Below are 21,348 nucleotides of genomic sequence, written 5' to 3'. Positions count from 1 at the left end.
GCGCAACATTCATATGGATTGAAGAGGGTGCTATCTCCGATCGAGATGGCCCCTTCGACTTCCTCTGCCCATCTGTGGGCAACGGCCTCCATGACCTTGAACGAACCGGCCTACAGGCGCATGGGCAGCAAGCCGATTCGCACGAGGCGACCGCCGCGCAACGATGCCTGCAAGCGCGGTCCGATTCGTGGATCGCGGAACACTCACGGAGCACCCCATGGACATGCCCCTCAATTCCGTCATCTCCTCCGAGCGCGTGGAGGGCACCAGCGTCTACAACCGGGACGGCGACAAGCTCGGCACCATCGACGACCTGATGATCGACAAGATCTCGGGTCAGGTCCGCTATGCGGTGATGGAGTTCGGCGGCTTCCTGGGCATCGGCACCGACCGCTATCCGATTCCATGGCGCCTGCTGACCTACGACACCGGCCTGGAAGGCTACGTGGTGCCGCTGTCGACGCCGCAACTCGAAGGCGCGCCCAAGTACGCCCAGGACAATATCCCCGCCTATGACGACTCGTATTCGTCGGTGCTGAACCGCTACTACGGCGTCTGAACTCGGGCGCAGCATGCCGGACAATGCCCGGCATGGACCTGCGCACGCTGCGTTACTTCATCACCGTGCTGGAGGCAGGCAGCCTCTCGCGCGCCGCCGGCAGCCTCTACATCGCGCAGCCCGCGCTCACGGCCCAGATCAAGAAGCTGGAGGCGGAGTTGGGCGCGCAGCTCTTCGACCGCTCGCATGCGGGCGTCACACCCACGCCCGCCGGCGTGCAGCTCTACGAGGACGCGCGCCGGCTGCTGAGCGATGCGGACGCGGTGCGCGAGCGCATCCAGCGCCTGCCCCAGGGCCCTGAGGGGTCGGTCACCGTCGCCTTGCCCTTCCTGCTGGCCTCGCTGCTCATGGGCCCGGTGCTGGCGCGGCTCAAGCAGTCGCATCCGCGCATCCGCGTGTTCGCGCTGGACGACCTCAGCCTGATGGTGAAGAAGGCCATGGTCGACCGCAGGGCCGACGTGGGCCTGCTGGTCGACGCGCCGCAGGTGGAGGGTTTGCAGTGCCGCCCCCTGGTTCGCGAGTCCATGTACTTCTGCGGCCAGGACTCGGATGGCACGGTGGGCCGCCTGCTGCGCCAGCCGAAGAAGGCCGGCAGCAGAAGAGGTGCCGGTGCGGCAGCTACCTTTTCACCGCGGCCGGAGATCGATTTCGGCGACGCCATCGCGCAGCCGCTGGTGCTGCAGTCGCGCCGCTTCGCCATCCGGCGCAGCGTGGAAGATGCGGCGGCCGAGCGGGGCCTGGCGCTGAACATCGCGCACGAGCAGGATTCCACGCGCGTGCTGCGCTCGCTCTACATCAACGGCGCAGGCTTCACCTTCACGCCCGCCTGTGCACTGCACGACCAGCCGCCACCGCGGCCCGGCTGGGTGGTGGCGCGCGTGGTGCGGCCCGAGCTGCATCGCAGCTACTCGCTCGCCACCCCTGCCGGCCGCCCGGTGGAAGCGGCGGCGCAGGTAGTGGTGGATGCGCTGGTGCAGCAGGTGCGGGAGATGATCGGCAACGGCACCTGGGAAGCCGAGTGGCTGGGCGGCGGCTAGCGCGCAGTCGGCGTACGAAGACTCATGCAGCGTCGCGTAGATCGGATTGCGCTCCCAGGGAGACGCCATCTGCGGTGCGAGCGGGACCTGGAGAGGGCAACGGCCATCGACGTAGACTTGTTTCGCGATGGAACTGACCCGTCTTCCGCATTCTGTTGTCGACGCTAAGTGCCGCGGCGCGGCAGGAAGTTCATCGGAACGCTTCCAGAGCTCCCAGCGCTTACCACCCGATGGATGAAGTCGAGCTTCTCGATCACCGGCGGCACCACGATGAACGGATAGCTGTCATGTGCGCCTAGACTGCGATCCATGGCATTGATGAACTGGGAGACCGGCAGCCATTGCTCGACAACGGCGTTCCGGATGGACTGCGCTTTCAGATCCAGTTTCTGAACGCTAAGCGGCGGCCCGCAGGGCAAGGCCAGGTCGAGTCGCGTCCCCCAAGCGGCCGCGGTTTCCAAACCGTCGATCATGTGGAGATAGTGAGCCCAAGTCTCCGCCCAGTCTTCCCACGGGTGTGAGCTGGCGTAAACGCTGATGAAGCGCTGCGGCCAGTCCGCCACCGGGGACGCGTAGTATTTCTTCAGAGCCTCAGAGTAGTCGGCGCGCTCATCTCCAAAAAGGGATCGATATTCGTCGATCCACGGCGTATCTCGCACCAGCCTGTCCCAAAAGTAGTGGCCAATTTCGTGCCGGAAGTGGCCCAGCAGCGTTCGGTAGGGCTCATGCATCGCCAGCCGGATGTGCTCGCGACGTGCATCGTCGGCCTCAGCGATATTGAGCGTGATGACTCCGTCGTCGTGCCCCGTGAGCACGCGCCGCTGCGGGTCCACTTGTTCGAGAAACTCAAAGGAAAGCCCATTGGCTGGATCCTCCAGCTTGTTGGGCGTTGGCAGCACCAGTTCGATCAAGGTGTAGAAAAGGCGCCGCTTGGCCTGTTCAAGTGCGGCCCAGTACCGCTGGTTCTCGGGCTTGGAGAGTTCGGGAATCGTGTGCGTGGTGCGACACGACACGCAGTGCTGGTGCACGCTGGCTGTGGGCAGCACCCAATTGCACACGCCCGTCTTGCGATTCACGCAGGACTTGTACTCGGCTCCCGGCTTGCCCAACCTGCGCCATACGTCTTCGCCTGAGACTTCGAAGGCGAGCATCAGTTGCTCGTCCGGCGCGTAGCCAAGCGTTGACCCACAGGTCTCGCAAGTCAGATTTTCGAAGAAGACGCGATTGCCGCAGTTCGAGCAAAGCATCTGTTTCATGCTGTTATCCCAGGTGGCTCATGTTGCTTCAGCGCCTTGAGCCTTGCCGAGTGCCGCGGCGCGCTTCAGGACATCGCGTCGTTTAGCACGAAAGAGAATAAATAGGACGATTTAAATGAATGTTCGTGATATGATAGGAGCTTCCGGCATGAACGTCTCGCGTCTTGCCCATCGCCCTGTCCAGTTGAACGCCGACAGCAGGGTGTGATGCGACTTTGTCGCCTGTTGGCTGTAGAGCTGCCGCCAACTGATTTCTTCCCAGCTCACGCAGGTTCTTCAACTTGCGGTTCCCGAATGAACTAGATTCCAAAAATCGGCATTTCCATGGGCGAGTACGTCGTTTCGCCCGCGACCCAACAGACCGACTGCGGCCGATTTCGCGCCTCCTTCCTGGTCCAGGATACCGGCAGCGTCTGCCGAGTATTTCGCTTGAGCAACACCTTTGCTTCGCGGGAGGCCGCCAGACTTCTGGCAGTCACCCAGGGCTGGCTCCAGACCTCGATGCCTCACGGCCTTGCGTGCTGACGGTCACGTCGCTGCAGTTCCATCCTCCAGTGCGCATCCCATCGATCGCACACCCGTCTCCACTGGCGCGACATTCGACGCGCCCCTTCATTCAGAAAGGCTCTTTCATGAGCGTCAAAATCTACGTGGGAAACCTTCCCTATTCTGTGACGGGCACCAGCCTCGAGAGCAACTTTGCCGAATTTGGCGGCGTGTCTTCGGCCAAGGTCATGCTGGACCGTGAAACTGGCCGCTCCAAGGGCTTCGCCTTTGTGGAAATGGCGTCTGCCGAAGCCGCCCAAGCTGCCATCAACGGTCTGAACGGCGTGTCCGTCGATGGGCGGGCGATTGTCGTGAACCTGGCGCGTCCTCGCGAACAAGGTGGCGGCTCAGGTGGCTATAGCGCGGCTGGCTATGCTGGCAAACGCTCGGACGTTGGCTATGGCAACGGCGGCTACGGTGGCGGACGCTACTGAGCTCAGTGAGGCCTCAGAAGAACCGGCTCTTTGGCCGGTTTTTTTTCGTTTGTTCCAGATACTTCTGGAGGCGCCCCAACCGAGTGCTGGTCGGTGCTCGCGCGCTTCGGGCGACGCGGTTGACCGTCCGGTCTTCAGCCCCGTTGGTGCGAATGACTGAATACTGCCGCACAGCGGGCAATCCACCCTGCCCTACCCTGTCGAAGGTGCTGGACTTTGCGTAGGTGCCCTTGATGCCAATGCCGTTCAACACGGCGCGGGCCTACAGCACGTTAAGCGGGCTGTTGCGTTCAACGAATCAGGTGCGAGTGATCGCCCGCTGCCGGCACCCCCGATCGGGATAGCGCGGCCTGTTCCCAACTGGCGCGCCGCAGCAGTCCCCGTGGTCAGGGTACAGAGGCATCAATTCCGTTGATCCCCCAGCATCAACAAACGGTATTTCCCTGATACCCCGCCTTCTGGAACAGTCGGCTCAAGCCCCATCCGACCGCAGGACCAGAGCAGCGGCAAGGGGCGCCGAGCAGCTTCAGGAGACAGACATCACCACCTTCGAATTCCCCAGCGCAGCCGCGCGCCCGGTCGCCAACGTCGGCGCCCTGGTGTCGCGGTCCGCCCGCGCCTACGCGCCGCGCATCGCCGTCAGGACGGCCACGCGCAGCATCACCTACGCCGAGCTGGAGCAGCGCTCCAACCGCCTGGCCAACGCGCTGCTGGGCCTGGGCCTCTTGCGCGGCGATCGCGTGGGCATCTACCTGCCCAACCGGCCCGAGATCGTCGAGGTCGAGCTGGCCTGCTACAAGGCCGGGCTCATCAAGGCGCCCTTCAACGCGCGCCTGTCGCCGGCCGAGGTCGGCGAGATCGCCGCCAACAGCGATGCCGCGGTGATCGTCACCACGGCCGCCCGCGTCGAGGCCTTCCGCCCGCACATGCGCAGCGCCATGCCGCAGCTTCTGCTGGTGGAAGACGCGGCCGCCGAAGGCGGCTCCTACGAGGACGCCCTGGCCCACGCCAGCGACGCCTTCACGCCGATGGCCGTCACGGCCGACGAAGTGGCGGTGCTGCACTACACCTCGGGCTCCTCGGGCGTGCTGAAGGCAGCCATGCAGACCTTCGGCAACCGGCTGGCGCAGCTGCGCAAGTTCCTGCTGCGCTCGGAAGGCATGAACGAAGGCCACGTGCTGGGCCTGGTGGGTCCGATCACGCACGCCTCGGGCATGCAACTGGTGCCGGCGCTGTGCTGCGGCGTGACCATCCGCCTGTTCGACAGCTTCGAGCCCGCGCGCTTCATCGCCGACATGCGCGCCGACCGCGTGACCCACACCTTCATGGTGCCCACCATGATCAACATGCTGCTGGGTGAGCTGGAGGGCCAGTACCGCCCGCTTCCCGACCTGCTGCGCCTGGGCTATGGCGCGGCGCCGATGGCGCCGGCGCGCATCCTGCGGGCCATGGACGTGTTCGGCCCGGTGCTGTCGCAGGGCTACGGCGCCGGCGAGACCACCTCGGGCGTGTGCGCCCTCACGGTGGCCGACCACCTGCAGGCCCGCGCCGCTAGGCCCGAGCGCCTGGCCTCCTGCGGCCGTCCGCTGCTGGAGTGCGACGTGCAGATCCTCGACGACGCGGGCCACCCCGTGGCCACCGGCGAGATCGGCGAGATCGTGGTCGGCGGCGAGGACGTGTTCGCCGGCTACTGGCGCGCGCCCGAGCTCACGGCCGAGGTGCTCAAGAACGGCTGCTACCACACCGGCGACCTGGCGCGCATGGACGAGCAGGGCTTCGTCTACATCGTCGACCGCAAGAAGGACATGGTCATCAGCGGAGGTTTCAACGTGTACCCCTCCGAGGTGGAGGCGGTGCTCTACCAGCACGAGGCGGTGCAGGACGCCTGCGTGTTCGCCATTCCCGACGACAAGTGGGGCGAGGCAGTGGCGGCGCACGTGGTGCTCAAGCCCGGCCGCCCGGCGGACGCGCGCCCCATCGACGCTTTCTGCGGCGAACGGCTGGCCGGCTTCAAGCGGCCGCGCCACATCGAGTTCGTGACGCAGCTTCCGAAGAACCCCAACGGCAAGGTGATGCGCAAGGCCGTGCAGGCGCCCTACTGGGCCGGACAGGACCGCATGGTGAACTGACATGGACGCAACGACCACCTCCAACACTCCGATTCCGGCGCCCTTCTTCGCCGGCCCCTTCGAAGGCAGCGAGCGCGCGAAGGAAATCATCGAACGCGTGCAGGCCTACCTGCACGGCGAGCTGGCCGACCTGGCGCGCGAGCACCATGTCGACCACGAGCACGGCGCCCCCCGGGAGCTGCTGCAGCGCGTGTGGCGACGCTCGCAAGAACTGGGCTTCTACGGCATGACGCTGCCCGAGAAGATGGGCGGCCTGGGCCTGTCGGTGCTGGAGCACGTGCTCATCAAGGAAGCCATCTACGCCAGCGGCTCGCCCTTCGCGCCGCACGTGTTCGGCGAACTGAGCGGCCCGCCGCGCGTGGGCGCCCTCGCCCGCCAGGCGACGCCGGAGCAGATGCGCAAGTTCATCCTACCGGTGGCGCAGGCCGACAAGGCCATCTGCTTCGCGCTGACCGAGGCCGAGGCCGGGTCAGACGCCGGTGCGGTGCAGACGCAGGCGGTGCGCGACGGCGAGGACTTCGTCATCACCGGCCGCAAGCGCTTCATCTCGGGCTCGCCCTTCGCCGACTACGCGGTGCTGATGGCCTCCACCGCCACCGACCCGGCGCAGGGGCGCGAGGTGACGGCCTTCTTCGTGGACCTGAAGGCGCCCGGCGTGCGGGTCGAGTCGGGCTACAAGACCATGGCCGGCCAGAGCAGCACCGGCGACATCGTGCTGGAAGGCGCGCGCGTGCCGGCCACCCACCTCATCGGCGAGCCCGGCCGCGGCCTGGCGCTGGCGCTGGGACGCATCACGGTCAACCGGCTGCTGCACTGCCCCGCGATGGTGGGCCTGGCCACGGTGGCGCTGCGCGATGCGCGCGACTACGCCATGCAGCGCAAGCAGTTCGGCCGCGCCATCGGGCAGTTCCAGGCCATCCAGCACATGCTGGCCGAGGCCGCGACCGAGCTGGCCGCGGCGCGTGCGCTGATGATCGGCACGGCCCGCCAGATCGACGCCGGCGCCGAGGCGCGTGCCGAGGCCTCGATGGCCAAGCTCTTCTGCTCCGAAACCGCCTTCCGCGTGGCCGATTGCGCGGTGCAGGTGCACGGCGGCGAAGGCATCGTGCAGGGCCGGCGCGTGGAGTTCCTGTTCCGCATGCTGCGCATGTACCGCGTGCTGACGGGCACCAGCGAGATCCAGAAGAACACCATCGCCAAGGAGCTGCTGGGCGACGCAGTGCGATAGCGCGGGCCGCGTGGCCTTTCGATTCCCACTACAACCAGATTCCCGGAGACATGGACATGAACGACATCACCCGCCGCGCGCTGCTGCGCCACGGCGTCCTGGCCGCCACGCTGCTCCCCTTCGCATCGCCGCGCCTCGCGCTGGCGCAGGAGCCCTACCCCAACCGCCCGATCAAGTGGGTGGTGCCCTACCTGGCCGGCACCGGGCCGGACACCACCACGCGCATCCTGGCCGAGGCGGTGGGCCCCATCCTGGGCCAGCCGGTGATCATCGACAACCGCGCCGGCGCGGCCGGCAACATCGGCGCGCGCGTGGTGGCCAAGGCGCCGCCGGACGGCTACATGTGGATCTACTCGGCCGCGCCCATGGCGGCCAACATGCACATGTACAAGAACCCGGGCTACGACGCACTGAAGGACTTCCGCCACATCATGCGGCTGGCCAGCAGCGACATCGTGGTGGTGGTGAGCGGCAAGTCGAGCATCCGCAGCATGCAGGACCTGCTTGCACAGGTGAAGGCGCAGAAGGGGCAGATGAACTACGCCTCCGGCGGCGTGGGAACGCCTTCGCACCTGGGCGTGGAGATGATGCTGAGCGCGGCCGGCGCGCAGGCCATGCACGTGCCCTACAAGGGCGCGTCGGAACTGGTGAATGCGGTGATCGGGGACCAGGTGACTTTCGGCGCGCCCATCTTCAGCGTGGCCTATCCGCTGATCCAGAGCGGCCAGCTTCGCCCGCTGGCAGTCGCGGGCGCGAAACGCAACCCCGTGCTGCCCGAAGTGCCCACGCTGGCCGAGCAAGGCATCAAGGGCGCGCAGCTCACTTCGTGGGGCGGCATCTCGGTGCCCACCGGCACGCCGGACGCGATCGTGGAGCGCATCCGCGCGGCCTTCCAGCAGGCGCTGGCGCAGCCCAAGACCATCGCGCTGCTTCAGCAGCAGGGCGGGCTGGTCGACATGCAGGACTCGGCCGCCTTCGTGCAGGGCTTCAAGCAGGAAATGGCCTTCACCGAGGCCATGATGAAGAAGGTGGGCCTCGAGGCGATGTAGCCTCGCGTCACCAGGTCGCGCCCTGCCCTTGCAGCGCGCGCTGCGCGAGCAGAAAGGTCGCGGCGTTCCAGCTCTGGCCGGCCATGCCCATGGGCGCCAGCGTCTTGCCGTGGAACCACTCGGTGAAGCGCCAGTCGCCCTGCGCGTTGGCCTGTGCCAGCCGCTCCAGCGCGGCTTCGGCCTGCTCGCGCAGGCCCAGCTGCGCCAGGGCCATCACCCAGAAGCCGCCGACGAAGGGCCACAGGCCGCCGTTGTGGTACTGGTGCACCAGGTTCTGCTGGTGCCGGCCCATGTAGGCACGCCACAGGTCGTGGCTGGGCGGCATCGGGTGCAGCGTGACGCGCACCGGCCAGGGCTCGTCGGCCTGCGATGACCCGATGGTGTGCGCGATGCGGTGCGACGTGGCCTCGTCGGCCAGGCCGCAGAGCACCGCCAGCACGTTGCCGAAGACGTCGCCTTCGTCGCCCACGAAGGACAGGTTGACGAAGCTCAGGTACAGCCCCGGGTCGCGCCGGCCGCGCCGCGCGTAGTGGCGCAACAGGCGTGCGCGGTGGTACTCGGGCAGGTCGCGCTGGAAGGGATTGAAGAGGTGGTTGAAGTGATGCCGCGTCTCCTCCGCATGCGTCAACGCGAAGCGGCGCTTGACCTCGAACCACAGCGCATTGGTGTAGAGCACGTAGCCCGAGCGCGGCATGATGTCCGCCCAGTCGCTGGCCTCGTTCTGCTGCAGCAGCCGGAAGTGCTGGTGCTCCTGCGCCAGCAGCCACTGGAGGGCCAGGCGCACCTGCGGCTCCCAGTGCGTGGCGCCCACCTTGCCGTGGCGCCGCACGTGGTCCACCGCGATCAGCCACCACAGCGTCGCGTCGATGCAGCCCAGGTACCAGAAGTCGGCATCGCGGCCTTCCGGGTCCACGTACTTCGGGATCTGGCCGTTGCCCGCCTGCTGCGCGGCCAGCGCATCGAGGCTGGCCACCGCGCCCTCTTCCAACGCGGGTACGCCGCTGCCGCACATGGCCATCACGCAGATCGCCGCGTCGCGTCCAAAGATGCGCGTGTAGCGCCGCGCCACAGCGGCCTCGGTGCGGCTGGCGGCCAGGATGCCGTGGGGCGAGAGGTTGCGCTCGAGCAACGCGAGGGAAGCTTCGGTGCAACGCGATGCAAGCGCTGGTGCGCGGGATTCGGTCATGGGTCGGAGTCGCGGATGGCCCCTCATGTTAAGGAGAGGTGATGAACAAAACACTCGCGTCTTGAGCAGATATTAAGAGTCGGCGCTGTTACTGGCATGCGATCCCGATACCGCGGTCGAACAGGGGGCAGAATTCACCGATGCAAAAAGCCTCGCCCCCAGCCGACCAGCCGAGAAACCCCCTGCACGGCATGACGCTGGAAGCCATCGTCTGCGCGCTCGAAGCCCGCTACGGCTGGGCCGACCTCGCGCAGCGCATACCGGTGCGCTGCTTCACGCACGACCCCAGCGTCAAGTCCAGCCTGAAGTTCCTGCGCAAGACGCCCTGGGCGCGGGAGAAGGTGGAAGGGCTCTATCTCTTCATGCTGCGGGAAGAAAAGCGGATGAACCGCCGCGCCGAGTGAGCCGCAAGCGCACAGTGGGGGCGCGTCGCACCGCCGCCCACATCGATTCAGATTGCAGGCACAGCCATGAATGATCTTCCGAGGTCCGACCTTCCACCACTGGCAGTCCTTGCGGATCGCGTGGGCGCATCCCTGCGCGAGCGAAGGGAGTCGGTCGCGGTCGTCGAGTCCTCTGCGGGCGGACTCGTGTCCGCATCGCTTCTCGCGATAGCCGGGGCATCGGCCTTCTACCTCGGCGGTGCCGTCGTCTATTCGAGGCGAGCGGGTCGGGCACTGCTGGGCCTGACCGCAGAGGATCTCGCGGGCATGCGCGGGGAAACCGAGCCCTATGCCCTGCTGGTCGCCGGCAGGATGCGGGGCAGTCACCGCGCGAGCTGGGGGCTCACCGAGAGCGGCGCCTCGGGCCCTTCTGCCAGCCCGTACGGAGACCCCCCTGGTCGCGTGTGCCTTGCGGTCGTCGGCGCGGCATCCATGGCCAGGACCATCGAAACAGGGACTGCCGACCGGGCCGCGAACATGGACCTGTTCGCGCGCCACCTGCTCCAGCTTTTTCACGAGGTGCTGCGAGCGGGTTCCGGTCAGGGCCTGGTTGCTGGCGAACACCCCGAAGTCTGAAGGCGCGGACGACTGACTCTGGGTGGGTCGGCGTTGGGCCTGGCACCTTCGGGACCCCGTCAATTCTGGGCGGCTCCAGGGCCTGCGACATCCTTTGCGGCGAGCGCAAGGTTGCGGTACTTGTCGGCCAGCGCACGAAGATCGCGCGCAAGCGCCTGGGCTTCCTGGGAGGGCTTGCTGCCGCACCCACGGGGAATTCGACCCAGCAGCTACGCACCCGGTGCCTGGAAGCCCAGGTCCAGCAGCACGCATTCCTAGTTGAAGGTATCAACAGGGAAAACTAGGGACATTGAAGGGGCCCAAGTCGGACCAGTGCGGACGCGGCATCGGGCTGTGTCAAGCTGGGTGCTTTCCAACGGCCCAGGCCCCACCGAAAGGAGCATTGCCTCATGCACGAACCCCTGCCCCGGCGACTCACCGCAGCCGATTTCGACCAGGACCTGCTCATTCTTTTCGATGCCTACGTGCACGGCGGCCTCGACCGGCGCGGCTTTCTCTCGCAGGCGCAGAAGTTCGCCAAGGCCGGCATGACGGCCGCGGGCCTGCTGGCCGCGCTCAGCCCCAACTTCGCGGCAGGCCAGCAGGTGCCGGCGGAAGATTCGCGGCTGAAGACCGAGCGCCCGAGCTTTCCCTCGCCCAGCGGCAGCGGCACGATGAAGGGCTACCTGGCACGGCCCGCGAGCGCCGGAACCACGAAGCTTCCCGCTGTGCTGGTGATCCACGAGAACCGGGGCTTGAACCCTCACATCGAGGACATCGCGCGCCGCCTCGCGCTGGACGGCTTCATGGCCTTCGCGCCCGATGCGCTCACGCCCCTGGGCGGCTACCCCGGCAACGAAGACGATGCGCGTGCCGCGTTCGCCAAGCTGGACCAGGGCAAGGCACGCGAGGACTTCGTGGCGGCGGTGAACTGGCTCAGGGCCCGGCCCGACACCACCGGGAAGATCGGCGCGGTGGGCTTCTGCTGGGGCGGCGGCATGGTGCACCAGCTGGCGCTGCGCATGCCCGACCTGGCGGCCGGGGTGCCCTTCTACGGCAACACGCCCGATCCGTCGGAGGCAGCCAAGGTGAAGACACCGCTGCTGGTGCAGCGTGCCGAGGTGGACGAGCGCATCAACGCCGCGTGGCCGGCGTACGAGGCCGCGTTGAAGGCGGCCGGCGTGCGCTTCACCGAGTACCAGTACCCGGGCACGCAGCACGGCTTCAACAACGACACCACGCCGCGCTACGACGCGGCCGCAGCGAAGCTGGCGTGGTCGCGCACGGTGGAGTTCTTCAGGGCGAACCTGGGCAGCGCCGCCTGAAGCGCGGCCGGCTCAGAGGGCCCGGATCCGGCCGGCGAGAGACTCGATGCCCGCCTCGTCCAGGTCCTGTGCCTCGACGCTGCGGCGCTCGCCCCAGGCGCGAAAGTGCCGCTCCTGCGAGCGCTGGTAGTGCGGGTCGTAGTGCAGCGACATCAGCTCCTCGAAGAGCGGCGCGAGCTCGCCGGCCAGCGCCCATTCCTGCCAGCGCGCCACCGTCTCCTTGCCCTGCATCTCCTTGAGCTTGCCCAGTTGCGTGGCCAGGACCTCGCGCTCGTCGCCCAGGTAGGCGTAGTCGCGCAGCAGGTAGGCCAGTCGCGCGGGCGGCGTGGCCGCGACTTCGATCACCGGTGCCTCGCGCATGCGCGCCACCAGCGTGAGCGGCAGCGAGAGCTTGCCGATGCGCGGGCTCTCGCCTTCCACGTAGACCGGCCGCGCCAGGTCGAAGCCCTCCATGCGCGTGGCGATCTGCGTCTCGAAGTTCTTCTGCGAAGGCTGCGGCACGCCGGGCAGGCCGCCCAGCAGCGAGCCCTTGTGGCAGGCGGCCTCCTCCAGGTCCAGCACCTGCTCGCCCTGCGCGGCGAGGGCCTGCAGCACGCGGGTCTTGGCGCTGCCGGTGGCGCCGCAGATCACGCGCAGGTCCAGGCGCGGGCACAACGCGTCGATCTGCGAGATGACGTGGCGGCGAAAGCTCTTGTAGCCGCCGGCCAGCTGCTGCGCGTCCCAGCCCACCAGGCGCAGCCAGGTCACCATGGAACCGCTGCGCAGGCCGCCGCGCCAGCAGTAGACCAGGGGCTTCCAGTGGGCCGGCCGGTCGGCGAAGCGCTCACGCAGGTGGCGCGCCAGGTTGGCCGCCACCATGGCGCCGCCCACGCGCCGGGCCTCGAAGGCGCCCTGCTGCTTGTACAGCGTGCCGACGATGCGGCGCTCCTCGTCGTCCAGCACCGGGCAGTTGATGGCGCCGGGCACGTGGTCGAGCGCGAACTCCGCGGGCGAGCGCGCGTCGATGAGGGTGTCGAAGGCGTGCATGTCGGGCACGCGCACGGGTGCGTTATGGCTCATTCCTCGATCACCCCGCACGCTGCTGCGCCTGGCGCATCCAATGCAAAATCGAAGGCCCTGCAAAAACGGGCTTGCTCTACTTTCATGACGAATCCGATCGCTCTCACTTCTTTCTCGCACGGCGGCGGCTGCGGCTGCAAGATCGCCCCCGGCCTGCTGTCGGAGATTCTGGCACGCGCCCCGCAAGGCCTGGTGCCGCCCCAGTTGCTGGTGGGCACCGAGACGGCCGACGACGCCGCCGTCTACCAGCTCAACGACCAGCAGGCGCTGGTGGCCACCACCGACTTCTTCACCCCCATCGTCGACGACCCCTTCGACTTCGGCCGCATCGCCGCCACCAACGCGCTGTCCGACATCTACGCCATGGGCGGCACTCCCATCCTGGCGCTGGCGCTGGTGGGCATGCCCATCGCCAAGCTGCCGCCCGACGTGATCGGCCGGGTGCTCGAAGGCGGCGCCAGCATCTGCCGCGAGGCGGGCATCCCCATTGCGGGCGGCCACAGCATCGACGTGCTGGAGCCCATCTACGGCCTGGTGGGGCTGGGCCTGGTGCACCCCTCGCGCGTGCGCCGCAATTCGGATGCAAAGCCTGGCGACGCGCTGGTGCTGGGCAAGCCGCTGGGCGTGGGCATCTTGTCGGCTGCGCTCAAGAAGGGCGTGCTGGGCGACGAGGGCTATGCGCAGATGCTGCGCCACACCACCAGGCTCAACAAGGTGGGCAGCGAGCTGGCCGCCATGGACGCGGTGCACGGCATGACCGACGTGACGGGCTTCGGCCTGGCGGGCCATCTGCTGGAGATGTGCCGCGGTGCCGATCTTTCGGCCGAGGTGTCGCTCGCTCGCCTGCCGCTCATCGAGGTGGCGGCCGGCTTCGCGGCCCAGGGCATCGTCACCGGCGCCTCGGGGCGCAACTGGGGCGGCTATGGCAGCGAGGTCGACTGGCCCGCCGCCGCGCCCGAGTGGCAGCGCGCCATGGTGTCAGACCCGCAGACCAGCGGCGGGCTCCTGGTGAGCTGCGCGCCCGACGCGGTGGATGCGGTGCTGAGCGCCTTCGCCGGCGCGGGCTTCGAGCAGGCGGCGCTCATCGGCCACATGGAAAAGACCGCACCGGCAGCCGGCGCGGCGCGTCTGCGCTTCTCGGCCGGCTGAAATTGGCCGACTGAGAGCCCGCACACGTGGCGCGGCAGTGCGCCTGCGCAATGCGGCCGCTTGCGGCCGCGGGCCTACTTCTTCTGCGACACGGCCGGCGTGGCCGGCGAGCCGGCGACGATCTGGGCGCGGAAGGCCTTGAGCCGCGTCTTCAGGCGTCGCTCGTTGACCAGGCCCGTGCGCACCATCATCTTCTGGCCGGCCGACATGGCCTCGAGCTGCGGGTCGGTGAACTCGTAGTGCACCAAGGGCCGGGCCATGGGCGTGTCGCTCTTGACCTCGACCATCTTCACCTTCACCGGCCCCTCGGGCTCGGGCGCGGCCAGCAGGTGGTCGATGACGGCGACCAGGCGGTCGTTGAAGTACTTGCCCGGGTAGCCCAGCTCCTCGAAGGCCTGCTGGAACAGCGGGTAGAGCTTGAAGTAGACGGTGGCCGCTGCGGCCGGGTCGACGTTCTCGGACAGCAGCACCAGCGGCGTGTAGCGCTGGCCGTTGTCCAGGGCGATGGCCGTGTTGTCGCCGGCACCGCCGGTGGCGAAGCGCTGGCCCACCGGCTGCACCGGCCACACGCGCGAGGGCGCATGCTCGCGAGGCAGGTTGTCCACCGTGGCCACGAAGCGGCGCACGAAGCCGTCCACGTTCAGGAAGCTGGTGACGCTCCTGGCACCCAGCAGTTGGTTCAGCGCGGCCGTGACCCTGGCGTCGGAATCGGACAGCTGCGGCAGCGCCGGATCGGGCGGGGTGTCGATGGGGTTGAGCGGTGCCACCTGCTCGGGCTGCGCAGGCGGCGGCGCATCCACGGGCGCCGCCGCGGGGGTGTCGGGCTGCGTGGTGACGGCCACCGGCTGCACCGGCGCCTGCGTCTGCGACCAGCGCCACCACAGGGCGCCGGCGCCCAGCAGCACCACCACCAGGATGACGGCCGTCCAGACCGAGGATTCGCGAACGGGTCTGAAGTCTCTGGGGTCCTCGCGCTCAGGCATGTCGACGAAATCCTTTCCTCTCAGGTGTCATGGGCTCTGGAAGGCTGCGGCCAACTCACGCGTGAGTTCCTCCGCGCCGATGGCCTTGCAGCCGCTTGCGTTCTGACCCGACCATAGCGGAGAAAAATCCCCGCTGCCCTGACTTTCTGCCTTGGCGCGGATCGGCGCGAAGGCCGCGGTGGCCAGCGGAAACTCCGGCGGCGCATCGCTGATCGGGCCCAGCTCGCGCATCACGCGGTTCATGATGCCGCGCGCCGGCCGGCCGGTGAACAGGTTGGTCAGCGCCGTGTGGCGGTGCGCCGCGTCGCTGCCCGAGAGGGCCGCGCGATGCGGCGCGCTGAGGGTCGCCTCGGGGCACAACAGGTAGGCAGTGCCCACCTGCACGCCGGCCGCGCCCATGGCCATGGCAGAGCGGATGGTGGCCGCGTCCACGATGCCGCCCGCGGCGATCACCGGCAGCTTCACCGCCTTGAGGATCTGCGGCAGAAGCGCGAAGGTGCCCATCTGGCGGCTGAGGTCGTGCGACAGGAAATGGCCGCGGTGCCCGCCCGCTTCCAAGCCCTGGGCGATCACCGCGTCCACGCCGCGCGCGGCCAGCCACTGGGCCTCTTCCACGGTGGTGGCCGAGCTCAGCACCTTGGAACCCCACTTGCGCACGCGGGCCAGCAGGTCTTCCGAGGGCAGGCCGAAGTGGAAGCTCACCACCGCGGGCTTGAAGTCCTCCAGCACGTCGGCGGCCGCATCGCTGAACGGGTTGCGGCCTGCGCCGCCCGCGATGCCCGCGGGGTCGATGCCGAACTCGGCGTAGTAAGGCGCCAGGGCCTTGCGCCACGCGGCCTCGCGCTGCGCATCGGGCGTGGGCGCGTGGTGGGCGAAGAAGTTGACGTTGAAGGGCCTGCCGCCGGTGGCCGAGCGGACGGCCTCCAGTTCGGCGCGCATGGCATCGGCCGAGAGCATGGCGCAGGGCAGGGAGCCCAGGGCGCCGGCATTGCTCGCCGCGATGGCCATCGCGCTGCCTTGGGCGCCGGCCATGGGCGCCTGGATCAGGGGAAGCTGGGTTCCCAGCAACTGGGCGATCGATGGCGCAGGCATGGCCTCAGGCCTCGGCCGTCTGCTGCGGCGCAGCGCCGGCGATCTGGCGCAGCGCGCGCTCGAAGATCTCGGCCGGCTGGCCGCCCGAGATCAGGTGCTGGTTGTCGATGATGATCGCCGGCACGGAGTGGATGCCCGCACCGGTGTAGAGGCGCTCGCGGGCGCGGGTGGCCGCGTCGAATTCGTCGCCCGCCAGGATCTCGCGCGCGCGCTGCGCATCCAGCCCCGCTTCGCCGGCCAGGCGCACCAGCAGTTCGGGGTCGGAAGGATTGAGGCCGTCGGTGAAGTAGGCCTTGAAGAGCGACTTCTTCAGAGCGCGCTGCTTTTCCACGTCCGTTTCCTCGGCCCAATGCAGCAGGCGGTGGGCGTCGAAGGTGTTCCACACGCGCTTGCGCCGCGCCATGTCGAAGTCGAAGCCTACCGTGGCGCCGCGCTCGCGGATGCGATCGCCGTTGGCCTTCACCTGCGCCTCGTCGATGCCGTACTTTTCAACCAGGTGCTCGACCGAGTCCTGGCCTTCGCGCGGCATGTCGGGGTTCAGCTCGAAGGGCTGGAAATGCAGCTCGACCTCGATCTCGGGCGATACGCTCGCCATCGCTTGCTCCAGCGCGCCAAGGCCGACCGCGCACCAGGGACAGGAGACGTCGGAGACGAAATCGATGCGCAGCTGACGGGGTGTGTTGGGGGTGGGGGTGCTCATGGCGCGCATTCTCCCCCCGTCAGGCAGGCGCGGCCAGAGCGCGGGTATTTGAGGCCTCCCGGCTTTTCACTCCGCTTCGCTGCGTGTAATTCGCCACCTCCCGAGGAGGGGACCGCACCTGCGGCCTGGCAAAGCCGGTTCCGCGGTGCGGGGGCTGGCACGCACTGCGAGCCCGGTGAAGCAGGTTCCGCGGGCGGGCCCGGCGCGGGTGCCTATCGGGTAGCGGCGTAGAAGTCCTTGAGCAGCTCGGCGAATTCATCCGGGCGCTCGACGGCGCTCAGGTGCGCCGCCTCGATCATTCCCAGCTTCGCGCCGGGAATGGCCTGCACCATCGCCTCGGACATGGCCGGCGGCGTGGCCTCGTCGCGCGCGCCGGCGATCACCAGCGTGGGCCGGCCGATCTTCCGGTTGCTCTCCCGGAAGTCGATGGCGGCCACGCCCTGGCAGGCGGCGATGTAGCCGGCCGCGTCGGTGGCGATCAAGGTGTCGTGCAGCTTCTTGGCCAGCGCCGCGCCATCGGACGTGGCGGCGAACTCGGGCGTCAGCCAGCGGGCCACCGCGCCGGTGGCAATGGCGGCCACGCCCTGGGCCTGCACCGTCTCGACGCGGGCCTGCCAGGGCGCGCGGTCGGGGTAGTAGGAAGACGAATTCGCGATCACCACGCTGGCCAGCAGTTCCGGCCGTGCCACGGCCAGCGCCTGCGCGGTCATGCCGCCCATCGACAGGCCGACGAAATGCACCGGCTTGCCGCCGGCTTCGCGCGCGATCAGGTCGGCCGCGTCCTGCGCCAGCGTCTGCATGCTCAGCGCGCCGTCCACCACGTCGGAGCGGCCGTGGTTGCGGTGGTCGTAGCGCAGCACGGTGAAGTCGCGTGCCAGCAGCGGCGCCACGCCGTCCCACATGTGCAGGTCGCAGCCCAGCGCGTGGCTCAGCACGACGACCGGGCCCTGCCCTTCGCGAACGAGGTTGAGGTGGATCATGTCTGTTTCTCCTTGTGTGTCTGGTGTGGCTGCTGCAATACCCGCGGCAGCCAGAGGAAGGCGATCAGCAGCAGCGTGGCTGCCGCCAGCAGCATGGGCACCACCATCGGCCAGGCGCCGTGGACGTAGGGCGCCTCCATGAAACGCGAGGCGACTTGCCCCACGCAGAAGGCCACCGCCATCATGGTGAATCCCGACCACGATACCGCGCGGCCGGCCAGCTGCGGCAGCTCGCCCACGGCACCCGCCTGCCCGCAGGGTTGATGGATGCCGTGGCCCATGCTGTAGAAGGCATGGCCCAGCATCAGCGGCCAGGCGCTCTCGGGCAGCTGCCAGGCGCCCAAGGCCTGGATGAGCGCGCCGGTGACGCTGAGCGAAGCGCCCAGCCGCACCGTGCGCAGCGGCCCCCAGCGGTACAGCAGGCGCCGGCAGGCCGTGGTGGCGCAGATGTAGATGGCCGAGCCGAAGGATGGAATCCAGCCGTACAGCGCCGGCTCCAGCCCCAGGTAGCCGATGTAGACCAGGGGCGAGAGCAGCAGGAAGCAGAAGATGCCGCCATAGCTGGCCGCCGACACGCTGGTCCACACCCGAAAGCTTCGGCTGGCGAAGACCTCGCGCACCCCGCCCTTGGCAGCCGGCTGGCCCCCGGCCTGCGGCACGCGTGTCTCGCCGAAGGAATGCCAGCACATGGCCAGCAACACCGCGCCGTAGACCGCCATCAGCACCAGCACCCAGCGCCAGCCGGCCCACTGCACGACGAAGGCGCCCAGCACCGGCGCGATCAGCGCGACGAAGCCCAGGCCCGTCAGGCCGCGAGCCATCACGTGCATGCCTTCATGCGCCGGATACAGGTCGCGCACCGCCGCGCGCGAGCACACCAGGATGGCAGCCATGGCTGCACCCTGCACCGCGCGCACACAGGCCAGCATGGTGGCGCTCACGGCGAGGGCGCCCACCAGCGCCGCCACCACGTACAAGGCCAGGCCGCCGAGCAGCACCGGCCGGCGGCCGATGCGGTCCGCAAGGCTCCCAACCGGGATCTGCGCGATGCCGAAGGCCAGCACGAACATGGTCAGGCTGGAACTGGCCGAGCCGAGCGCGCCCGCAATCGCGGGCAGCGCGGGCAGGTAGCTGTCGGTGGCCACCGGCTGCGCGGCCAGCAAGAGCGGCAGCAGCAGCGCGAAACTCAGCGGCGAGGCTGTCGCAGGCGTCACGCAGGCGCGTCCGTCAGAAGGCCTTTTTCCTTGAGCACGGCCGTGGCCAGGCCAAAGGCATGGTTGGCTGCGGGCACGCCCACGTAGATGGCCGACATCATGATGATTTCCTTGATGTCCTCGGGCGTCAGGCGCGACTCGGGCGGGCCGTCCAGCGCGGCACGCACGTGCATCACGAATTCCTCGAAGGCCTTCACGCCCAGCAGCATCGACAGCACCATGAAGCGGCGCGTCTTGTCGCCCAGCGCGGGGCGGCCCCAGATGTCGTTCCAGGCGTGGCGGGTGATGAGTTCCTGGAACTCGCTGTTGAAGCCGTTGCGGTTGGCCAGGGACTTGTCGACCCAGGCATCGCCCAGCACGCGGCGGCGGTTGATCATGCCGGCGTCGTAGTCGCTCGCCGGCTGGTCCTCGTTCTTCGGGGTAGTGGTCATCGGACAGATTCCTTGGATGTGGTTGTGGCAGCGGCGGATGCACGCAGTGCATCGACCTGCGCCAGGGCAAGGGTGCCGGCGTTCTTCGCCAGCGCCGGGTCGAACCATTCGTCGGCGGCTTCGCGCGGCAGCTCGGCGCGCAGGTGCTCGATGTTGGCCAGCATGCTGGCTGCATCCACCTGCAGGCCGGGCAAGGCGCCCGCCATGGCGCGGACGCTGCCGTGCGTGCTCATGAGCAGCTGCGGCCACTCGGCCAGCTCTGCCTGCCAGGCGCCCAGCGCGCGCTCGTGCTGCTGCGGCATGGTGGCCAGCAGCGCCGCCACGCGCTGCGGCGCGCGCTGCGAGGCGGCCAGCGCCACCATCGAGGCGACCGGGTTGCGCTTGTGCGGCATGGCGGACGAGCCGCCGCGGCCGGGCTCGGTGGGCTCGGCCAGCTCACCCACCTCGTACTGGCCCATCAGCGCGATGTCGGTGGCGATCTTGCCCAGGCTGCCGACCACGATGGCCAGCTCGCAGCCCAGGGCCACCCATTCGTCGCGCTGCGTGTGCCAGGCGATGCCGGCATCGGCCAGGCCCAGGGCCTGCGCCACGTGCTGGCGCAGCTGCGCGCCCTGCCCCTTCATCTGCGCCAGCGTGCCGACGGCGCCGCCCAGCTGCAGCTTGAGCGCATGGTGCGCGGCGGTTGCGATGCGTGCGCGGCTGCGCACCAGCGGCGCCGCCCAGTTGGCGCACTTCAGGCCGAAGCTGGTGACCGAGGCCGGCTGCATCAGCGTGCGCGCCAGCACCGGCGTTTCCGCATGCCGCACCGCGTGCTGCAGCAGCGCCTCGATGGCCTTGCCCAGGTCGGCATCGACCAGCCGCACCGCATCGCGCGTGACCAGCGCCATCGCGCTGTCGATCACGTCCTGGCTGGTGCTGCCGAAATGCACGAAGGGCACCGCCTCGGCGTTGAACAGCCCCACCGCCTCCTTCAGGCTCTTGACCAGCGGAATGGCGACGCTGCCGGCCCGCCCGCTCTCGCGCAGGATCTTGGCCACGTCGAAGAGCTCCACCTTGCAGCTGCCGACGATGGAGTGCGCCGCCGACTCGGGGATCAGCCCCAGCTGCGCCTGCGCGCGCGCCAGCGCCGCCTCGAAGCGCAGCATGGCGTCGACGAAGCGATGGTCGCTGAAGGCGTCGAGCACCTCCGGCGTGGAAAGAAAGCCTTCAAAAACACTCATGTCGGTTCATCCCTGAAATTGATGTCTGTCCTGCCTCAGGACGAGGCGGCCACGGCTCCGCCGAGGAAGAGGCGCTCGATGTCCGGGTCGGCCAGCAGGTCTTCGGCCTTGCGCTGCAGCACCAGCCGGCCCGATTCGAGCGCGATGGCCTCGTCGGCGTACTTGAGGGCGCTCTTCACGTTCTGCTCCACCATCAGCACCGTGGTGCCCTCGTCGGCCAGGCGGCGCAGCAGGCGGAACACGTCCCGCACCACCAGCGGCGAGAGGCCGATGGAAGGCTCGTCGATCAGCAGCACCTTGGGCGCGAGCAGCAGCGCGCGGCCCACCTCCAGCTGCTTCTGCTCGCCGCCCGAGAGCGAGGAAGCCATGCTGTGCATGCGCTCCTTCACGCGCGGAAAGAGCGACAGCACCTGCGGGATGCGCTCGTGCGTGGCCTTCATGCCCAGCGTGATGCCGCCCAGTTCCAGGTTCTGCCACACGGTGAGCTGGCCGAAGAGATTGCGCCCCTGCGGCACGAAGGCCACACCGCGCGCGAGCAAGGCCTTCTGCGTGGCGCCGGTGATGTCCTCGCCGCCCAGCAGGATGCGCCCCGCCTTCGGCTTGAGCAGCCCGAAGAGCGTCTTGAGCACCGTCGACTTGCCCGCGCCGTTGGGGCCCAGCAGCAGCGTGATGGCGCCGCGCCGGGCCGAGAAGCTCAGCTCGTTGAGGACCATGAAGTCCTTGTAGCCGGCCAGCACGCCTTCGAAGCGGATGTACGAATCTGCTGCGTCCAT

The 21,348-nt window shown here is 68.6% G+C and carries 21 protein-coding genes; 10 read left to right on the top strand and 11 right to left on the bottom strand.

Annotated elements, in window-relative coordinates:
• The first annotated feature begins 217 nt into the window (after positions 1–217).
• Both BM345_RS13115 and BM345_RS13110 read left to right on the top strand, forming a co-directional pair.
• Positions 218–559 (top strand): PRC-barrel domain-containing protein, encoded by a 342-nt coding sequence (locus BM345_RS13115; protein WP_093380105.1) that lies wholly within the window; start codon positions 218–220, stop codon positions 557–559.
• A 32-nt stretch (positions 560–591) separates the two neighbouring features.
• On the top strand, positions 592–1,596 hold the full coding sequence (locus tag BM345_RS13110) for a LysR family transcriptional regulator (protein WP_093380211.1): 1,005 nt from the start codon (positions 592–594) through the stop codon (positions 1,594–1,596).
• A gap of 164 nt (positions 1,597–1,760) precedes the next feature.
• On the opposite strand, the gene BM345_RS13105 is transcribed toward BM345_RS13110, so the two are convergent.
• Positions 1,761–2,852 (bottom strand): zinc-binding metallopeptidase family protein, encoded by a 1,092-nt coding sequence (locus BM345_RS13105; RefSeq protein ID WP_093380103.1) that lies wholly within the window; start codon positions 2,850–2,852, stop codon positions 1,761–1,763.
• Positions 2,853–3,484: 632 nt separating this feature from the next.
• Between BM345_RS13105 and BM345_RS13095 the strand changes: the two genes are divergently transcribed.
• The 4 genes from BM345_RS13095 to BM345_RS13080 all read left to right on the top strand — a co-directional run bounded on the left by BM345_RS13095 (position 3,485) and on the right by BM345_RS13080 (position 8,238).
• Positions 3,485–3,832 carry an RNA recognition motif domain-containing protein gene (locus tag BM345_RS13095; protein ID WP_093380100.1) on the top strand — a complete coding sequence of 116 codons (348 nt, stop codon included), beginning with the start codon at positions 3,485–3,487 and terminating at the stop codon, positions 3,830–3,832.
• 539 nt (positions 3,833–4,371) lie between these two features.
• Entirely contained in the window at positions 4,372–5,961 is a 1,590-nt protein-coding gene (locus BM345_RS13090) for an AMP-binding protein (protein ID WP_093380099.1), read from the top strand.
• A gap of 1 nt (position 5,962) precedes the next feature.
• A complete protein-coding gene (locus tag BM345_RS13085) occupies positions 5,963–7,189 on the top strand; it encodes an acyl-CoA dehydrogenase family protein (RefSeq protein WP_093380097.1) in 1,227 nt (408 codons plus the stop codon).
• Positions 7,190–7,245: 56 nt separating this feature from the next.
• A complete protein-coding gene (locus BM345_RS13080; protein WP_093380210.1) occupies positions 7,246–8,238 on the top strand; it encodes a Bug family tripartite tricarboxylate transporter substrate binding protein in 993 nt (330 codons plus the stop codon).
• 7 nt (positions 8,239–8,245) lie between these two features.
• Here BM345_RS13080 and BM345_RS13075 read toward each other — a convergent pair whose 3' ends face one another.
• Entirely contained in the window at positions 8,246–9,424 is a 1,179-nt protein-coding gene (locus tag BM345_RS13075) for an amylo-alpha-1,6-glucosidase (protein WP_093380096.1), read from the bottom strand.
• 140 nt (positions 9,425–9,564) lie between these two features.
• On the opposite strand from BM345_RS13075, the gene BM345_RS13070 reads away from it, so the two are divergent.
• From BM345_RS13070 to BM345_RS13060, 3 genes are all read left to right on the top strand, one after another.
• Complete coding sequence (locus BM345_RS13070; protein ID WP_093380094.1) at positions 9,565–9,828, top strand: VF530 family protein; 264 nt, start codon at positions 9,565–9,567, stop codon at positions 9,826–9,828.
• A 66-nt stretch (positions 9,829–9,894) separates the two neighbouring features.
• A complete protein-coding gene (locus BM345_RS13065) occupies positions 9,895–10,443 on the top strand; it encodes a CinA family protein (RefSeq protein WP_093380092.1) in 549 nt (182 codons plus the stop codon).
• Between the two features lie 389 nt (positions 10,444–10,832).
• Positions 10,833–11,747 (top strand): dienelactone hydrolase family protein, encoded by a 915-nt coding sequence (locus BM345_RS13060; RefSeq protein WP_093380091.1) that lies wholly within the window; start codon positions 10,833–10,835, stop codon positions 11,745–11,747.
• A 12-nt stretch (positions 11,748–11,759) separates the two neighbouring features.
• On the opposite strand, the gene mnmH is transcribed toward BM345_RS13060, so the two are convergent.
• A complete protein-coding gene (gene mnmH / locus BM345_RS13055) occupies positions 11,760–12,806 on the bottom strand; it encodes a tRNA 2-selenouridine(34) synthase MnmH (RefSeq protein WP_093380089.1) in 1,047 nt (348 codons plus the stop codon).
• Between the two features lie 84 nt (positions 12,807–12,890).
• Between mnmH and selD the strand changes: the two genes are divergently transcribed.
• Positions 12,891–13,955 (top strand): selenide, water dikinase SelD, encoded by a 1,065-nt coding sequence (gene selD, locus BM345_RS13050; protein ID WP_093380088.1) that lies wholly within the window; start codon positions 12,891–12,893, stop codon positions 13,953–13,955.
• A 74-nt stretch (positions 13,956–14,029) separates the two neighbouring features.
• Here selD and BM345_RS13045 read toward each other — a convergent pair whose 3' ends face one another.
• The 8 genes from BM345_RS13045 to BM345_RS13010 all read right to left on the bottom strand — a co-directional run bounded on the left by BM345_RS13045 (position 14,030) and on the right by BM345_RS13010 (position 21,348).
• Positions 14,030–14,938, bottom strand: coding sequence for a DUF3014 domain-containing protein (locus BM345_RS13045; RefSeq protein WP_175544987.1), 909 nt, complete (start codon positions 14,936–14,938; stop codon positions 14,030–14,032).
• Between the two features lie 27 nt (positions 14,939–14,965).
• Positions 14,966–16,030, bottom strand: a complete 1,065-nt coding sequence (locus BM345_RS13040) for an NAD(P)H-dependent flavin oxidoreductase (RefSeq protein ID WP_093380085.1) — start codon at positions 16,028–16,030, stop codon at positions 14,966–14,968.
• Between the two features lie 4 nt (positions 16,031–16,034).
• Positions 16,035–16,730 (bottom strand): DsbA family oxidoreductase, encoded by a 696-nt coding sequence (locus BM345_RS13035; protein WP_093380083.1) that lies wholly within the window; start codon positions 16,728–16,730, stop codon positions 16,035–16,037.
• 212 nt (positions 16,731–16,942) lie between these two features.
• Positions 16,943–17,710: an alpha/beta fold hydrolase gene (locus tag BM345_RS13030; RefSeq protein ID WP_093380082.1), complete on the bottom strand. Its 768-nt coding sequence runs from the start codon at positions 17,708–17,710 to the stop codon at positions 16,943–16,945.
• A complete protein-coding gene (locus tag BM345_RS13025) occupies positions 17,707–18,924 on the bottom strand; it encodes an MFS transporter (protein ID WP_093380080.1) in 1,218 nt (405 codons plus the stop codon). Before BM345_RS13025 ends, BM345_RS13030 begins: the two co-directional genes overlap by 4 nt.
• Entirely contained in the window at positions 18,921–19,355 is a 435-nt protein-coding gene (locus BM345_RS13020) for a carboxymuconolactone decarboxylase family protein (RefSeq protein WP_093380079.1), read from the bottom strand. The genes BM345_RS13025 and BM345_RS13020 overlap by 4 nt, the downstream gene beginning before the upstream one ends.
• A complete protein-coding gene (gene pcaB / locus BM345_RS13015; RefSeq protein ID WP_093380077.1) occupies positions 19,352–20,575 on the bottom strand; it encodes a 3-carboxy-cis,cis-muconate cycloisomerase in 1,224 nt (407 codons plus the stop codon). Before pcaB ends, BM345_RS13020 begins: the two co-directional genes overlap by 4 nt.
• A 35-nt stretch (positions 20,576–20,610) precedes the next feature.
• Entirely contained in the window at positions 20,611–21,348 is a 738-nt protein-coding gene (locus tag BM345_RS13010; protein WP_093380076.1) for an ABC transporter ATP-binding protein, read from the bottom strand.

It is taken from the genome of Variovorax sp. OV329 (assembly GCF_900114785.1).
GTDB lineage: Bacteria > Pseudomonadota > Gammaproteobacteria > Burkholderiales > Burkholderiaceae_C > Variovorax.
The sequence above is the reverse complement of the archived record's forward strand: the minus strand, read 5'-3'. Positions and strand labels throughout refer to the sequence as shown.

Excerpts from the sequence above, each read along its gene's own strand:
- BM345_RS13020 (WP_093380079.1), bottom strand. The coding sequence starts at position 19,355 with ATGACCACTACCCCGAAGAACGAGGACCAGCCGGCGAGCGACTACGAC.
- BM345_RS13030 (WP_093380082.1), bottom strand. The coding sequence starts at position 17,710 with ATGATCCACCTCAACCTCGTTCGCGAAGGGCAGGGCCCGGTCGTCGTG.
- BM345_RS13060 (WP_093380091.1), top strand. The coding sequence starts at position 10,833 with ATGCACGAACCCCTGCCCCGGCGACTCACCGCAGCCGATTTCGACCAG.
- BM345_RS13095 (WP_093380100.1), top strand. The coding sequence starts at position 3,485 with ATGAGCGTCAAAATCTACGTGGGAAACCTTCCCTATTCTGTGACGGGC.
- BM345_RS13115 (WP_093380105.1), top strand. The coding sequence starts at position 218 with ATGGACATGCCCCTCAATTCCGTCATCTCCTCCGAGCGCGTGGAGGGC.
- mnmH (WP_093380089.1), bottom strand. The coding sequence starts at position 12,806 with ATGAGCCATAACGCACCCGTGCGCGTGCCCGACATGCACGCCTTCGAC.
- BM345_RS13085 (WP_093380097.1), top strand. The coding sequence starts at position 5,963 with ATGGACGCAACGACCACCTCCAACACTCCGATTCCGGCGCCCTTCTTC.
- BM345_RS13070 (WP_093380094.1), top strand. The coding sequence starts at position 9,565 with ATGCAAAAAGCCTCGCCCCCAGCCGACCAGCCGAGAAACCCCCTGCAC.
- BM345_RS13110 (WP_093380211.1), top strand. The coding sequence starts at position 592 with ATGGACCTGCGCACGCTGCGTTACTTCATCACCGTGCTGGAGGCAGGC.
- pcaB (WP_093380077.1), bottom strand. The coding sequence starts at position 20,575 with ATGAGTGTTTTTGAAGGCTTTCTTTCCACGCCGGAGGTGCTCGACGCC.
- BM345_RS13045 (WP_175544987.1), bottom strand. The coding sequence starts at position 14,938 with ATGCCTGAGCGCGAGGACCCCAGAGACTTCAGACCCGTTCGCGAATCC.
- BM345_RS13065 (WP_093380092.1), top strand. The coding sequence starts at position 9,895 with ATGAATGATCTTCCGAGGTCCGACCTTCCACCACTGGCAGTCCTTGCG.
- BM345_RS13105 (WP_093380103.1), bottom strand. The coding sequence starts at position 2,852 with ATGAAACAGATGCTTTGCTCGAACTGCGGCAATCGCGTCTTCTTCGAA.
- BM345_RS13035 (WP_093380083.1), bottom strand. The coding sequence starts at position 16,730 with ATGAGCACCCCCACCCCCAACACACCCCGTCAGCTGCGCATCGATTTC.
- BM345_RS13075 (WP_093380096.1), bottom strand. The coding sequence starts at position 9,424 with ATGACCGAATCCCGCGCACCAGCGCTTGCATCGCGTTGCACCGAAGCT.
- BM345_RS13040 (WP_093380085.1), bottom strand. The coding sequence starts at position 16,030 with ATGCCTGCGCCATCGATCGCCCAGTTGCTGGGAACCCAGCTTCCCCTG.
- BM345_RS13010 (WP_093380076.1), bottom strand. The coding sequence starts at position 21,348 with ATGGACGCAGCAGATTCGTACATCCGCTTCGAAGGCGTGCTGGCCGGC.
- selD (WP_093380088.1), top strand. The coding sequence starts at position 12,891 with ATGACGAATCCGATCGCTCTCACTTCTTTCTCGCACGGCGGCGGCTGC.
- BM345_RS13080 (WP_093380210.1), top strand. The coding sequence starts at position 7,246 with ATGAACGACATCACCCGCCGCGCGCTGCTGCGCCACGGCGTCCTGGCC.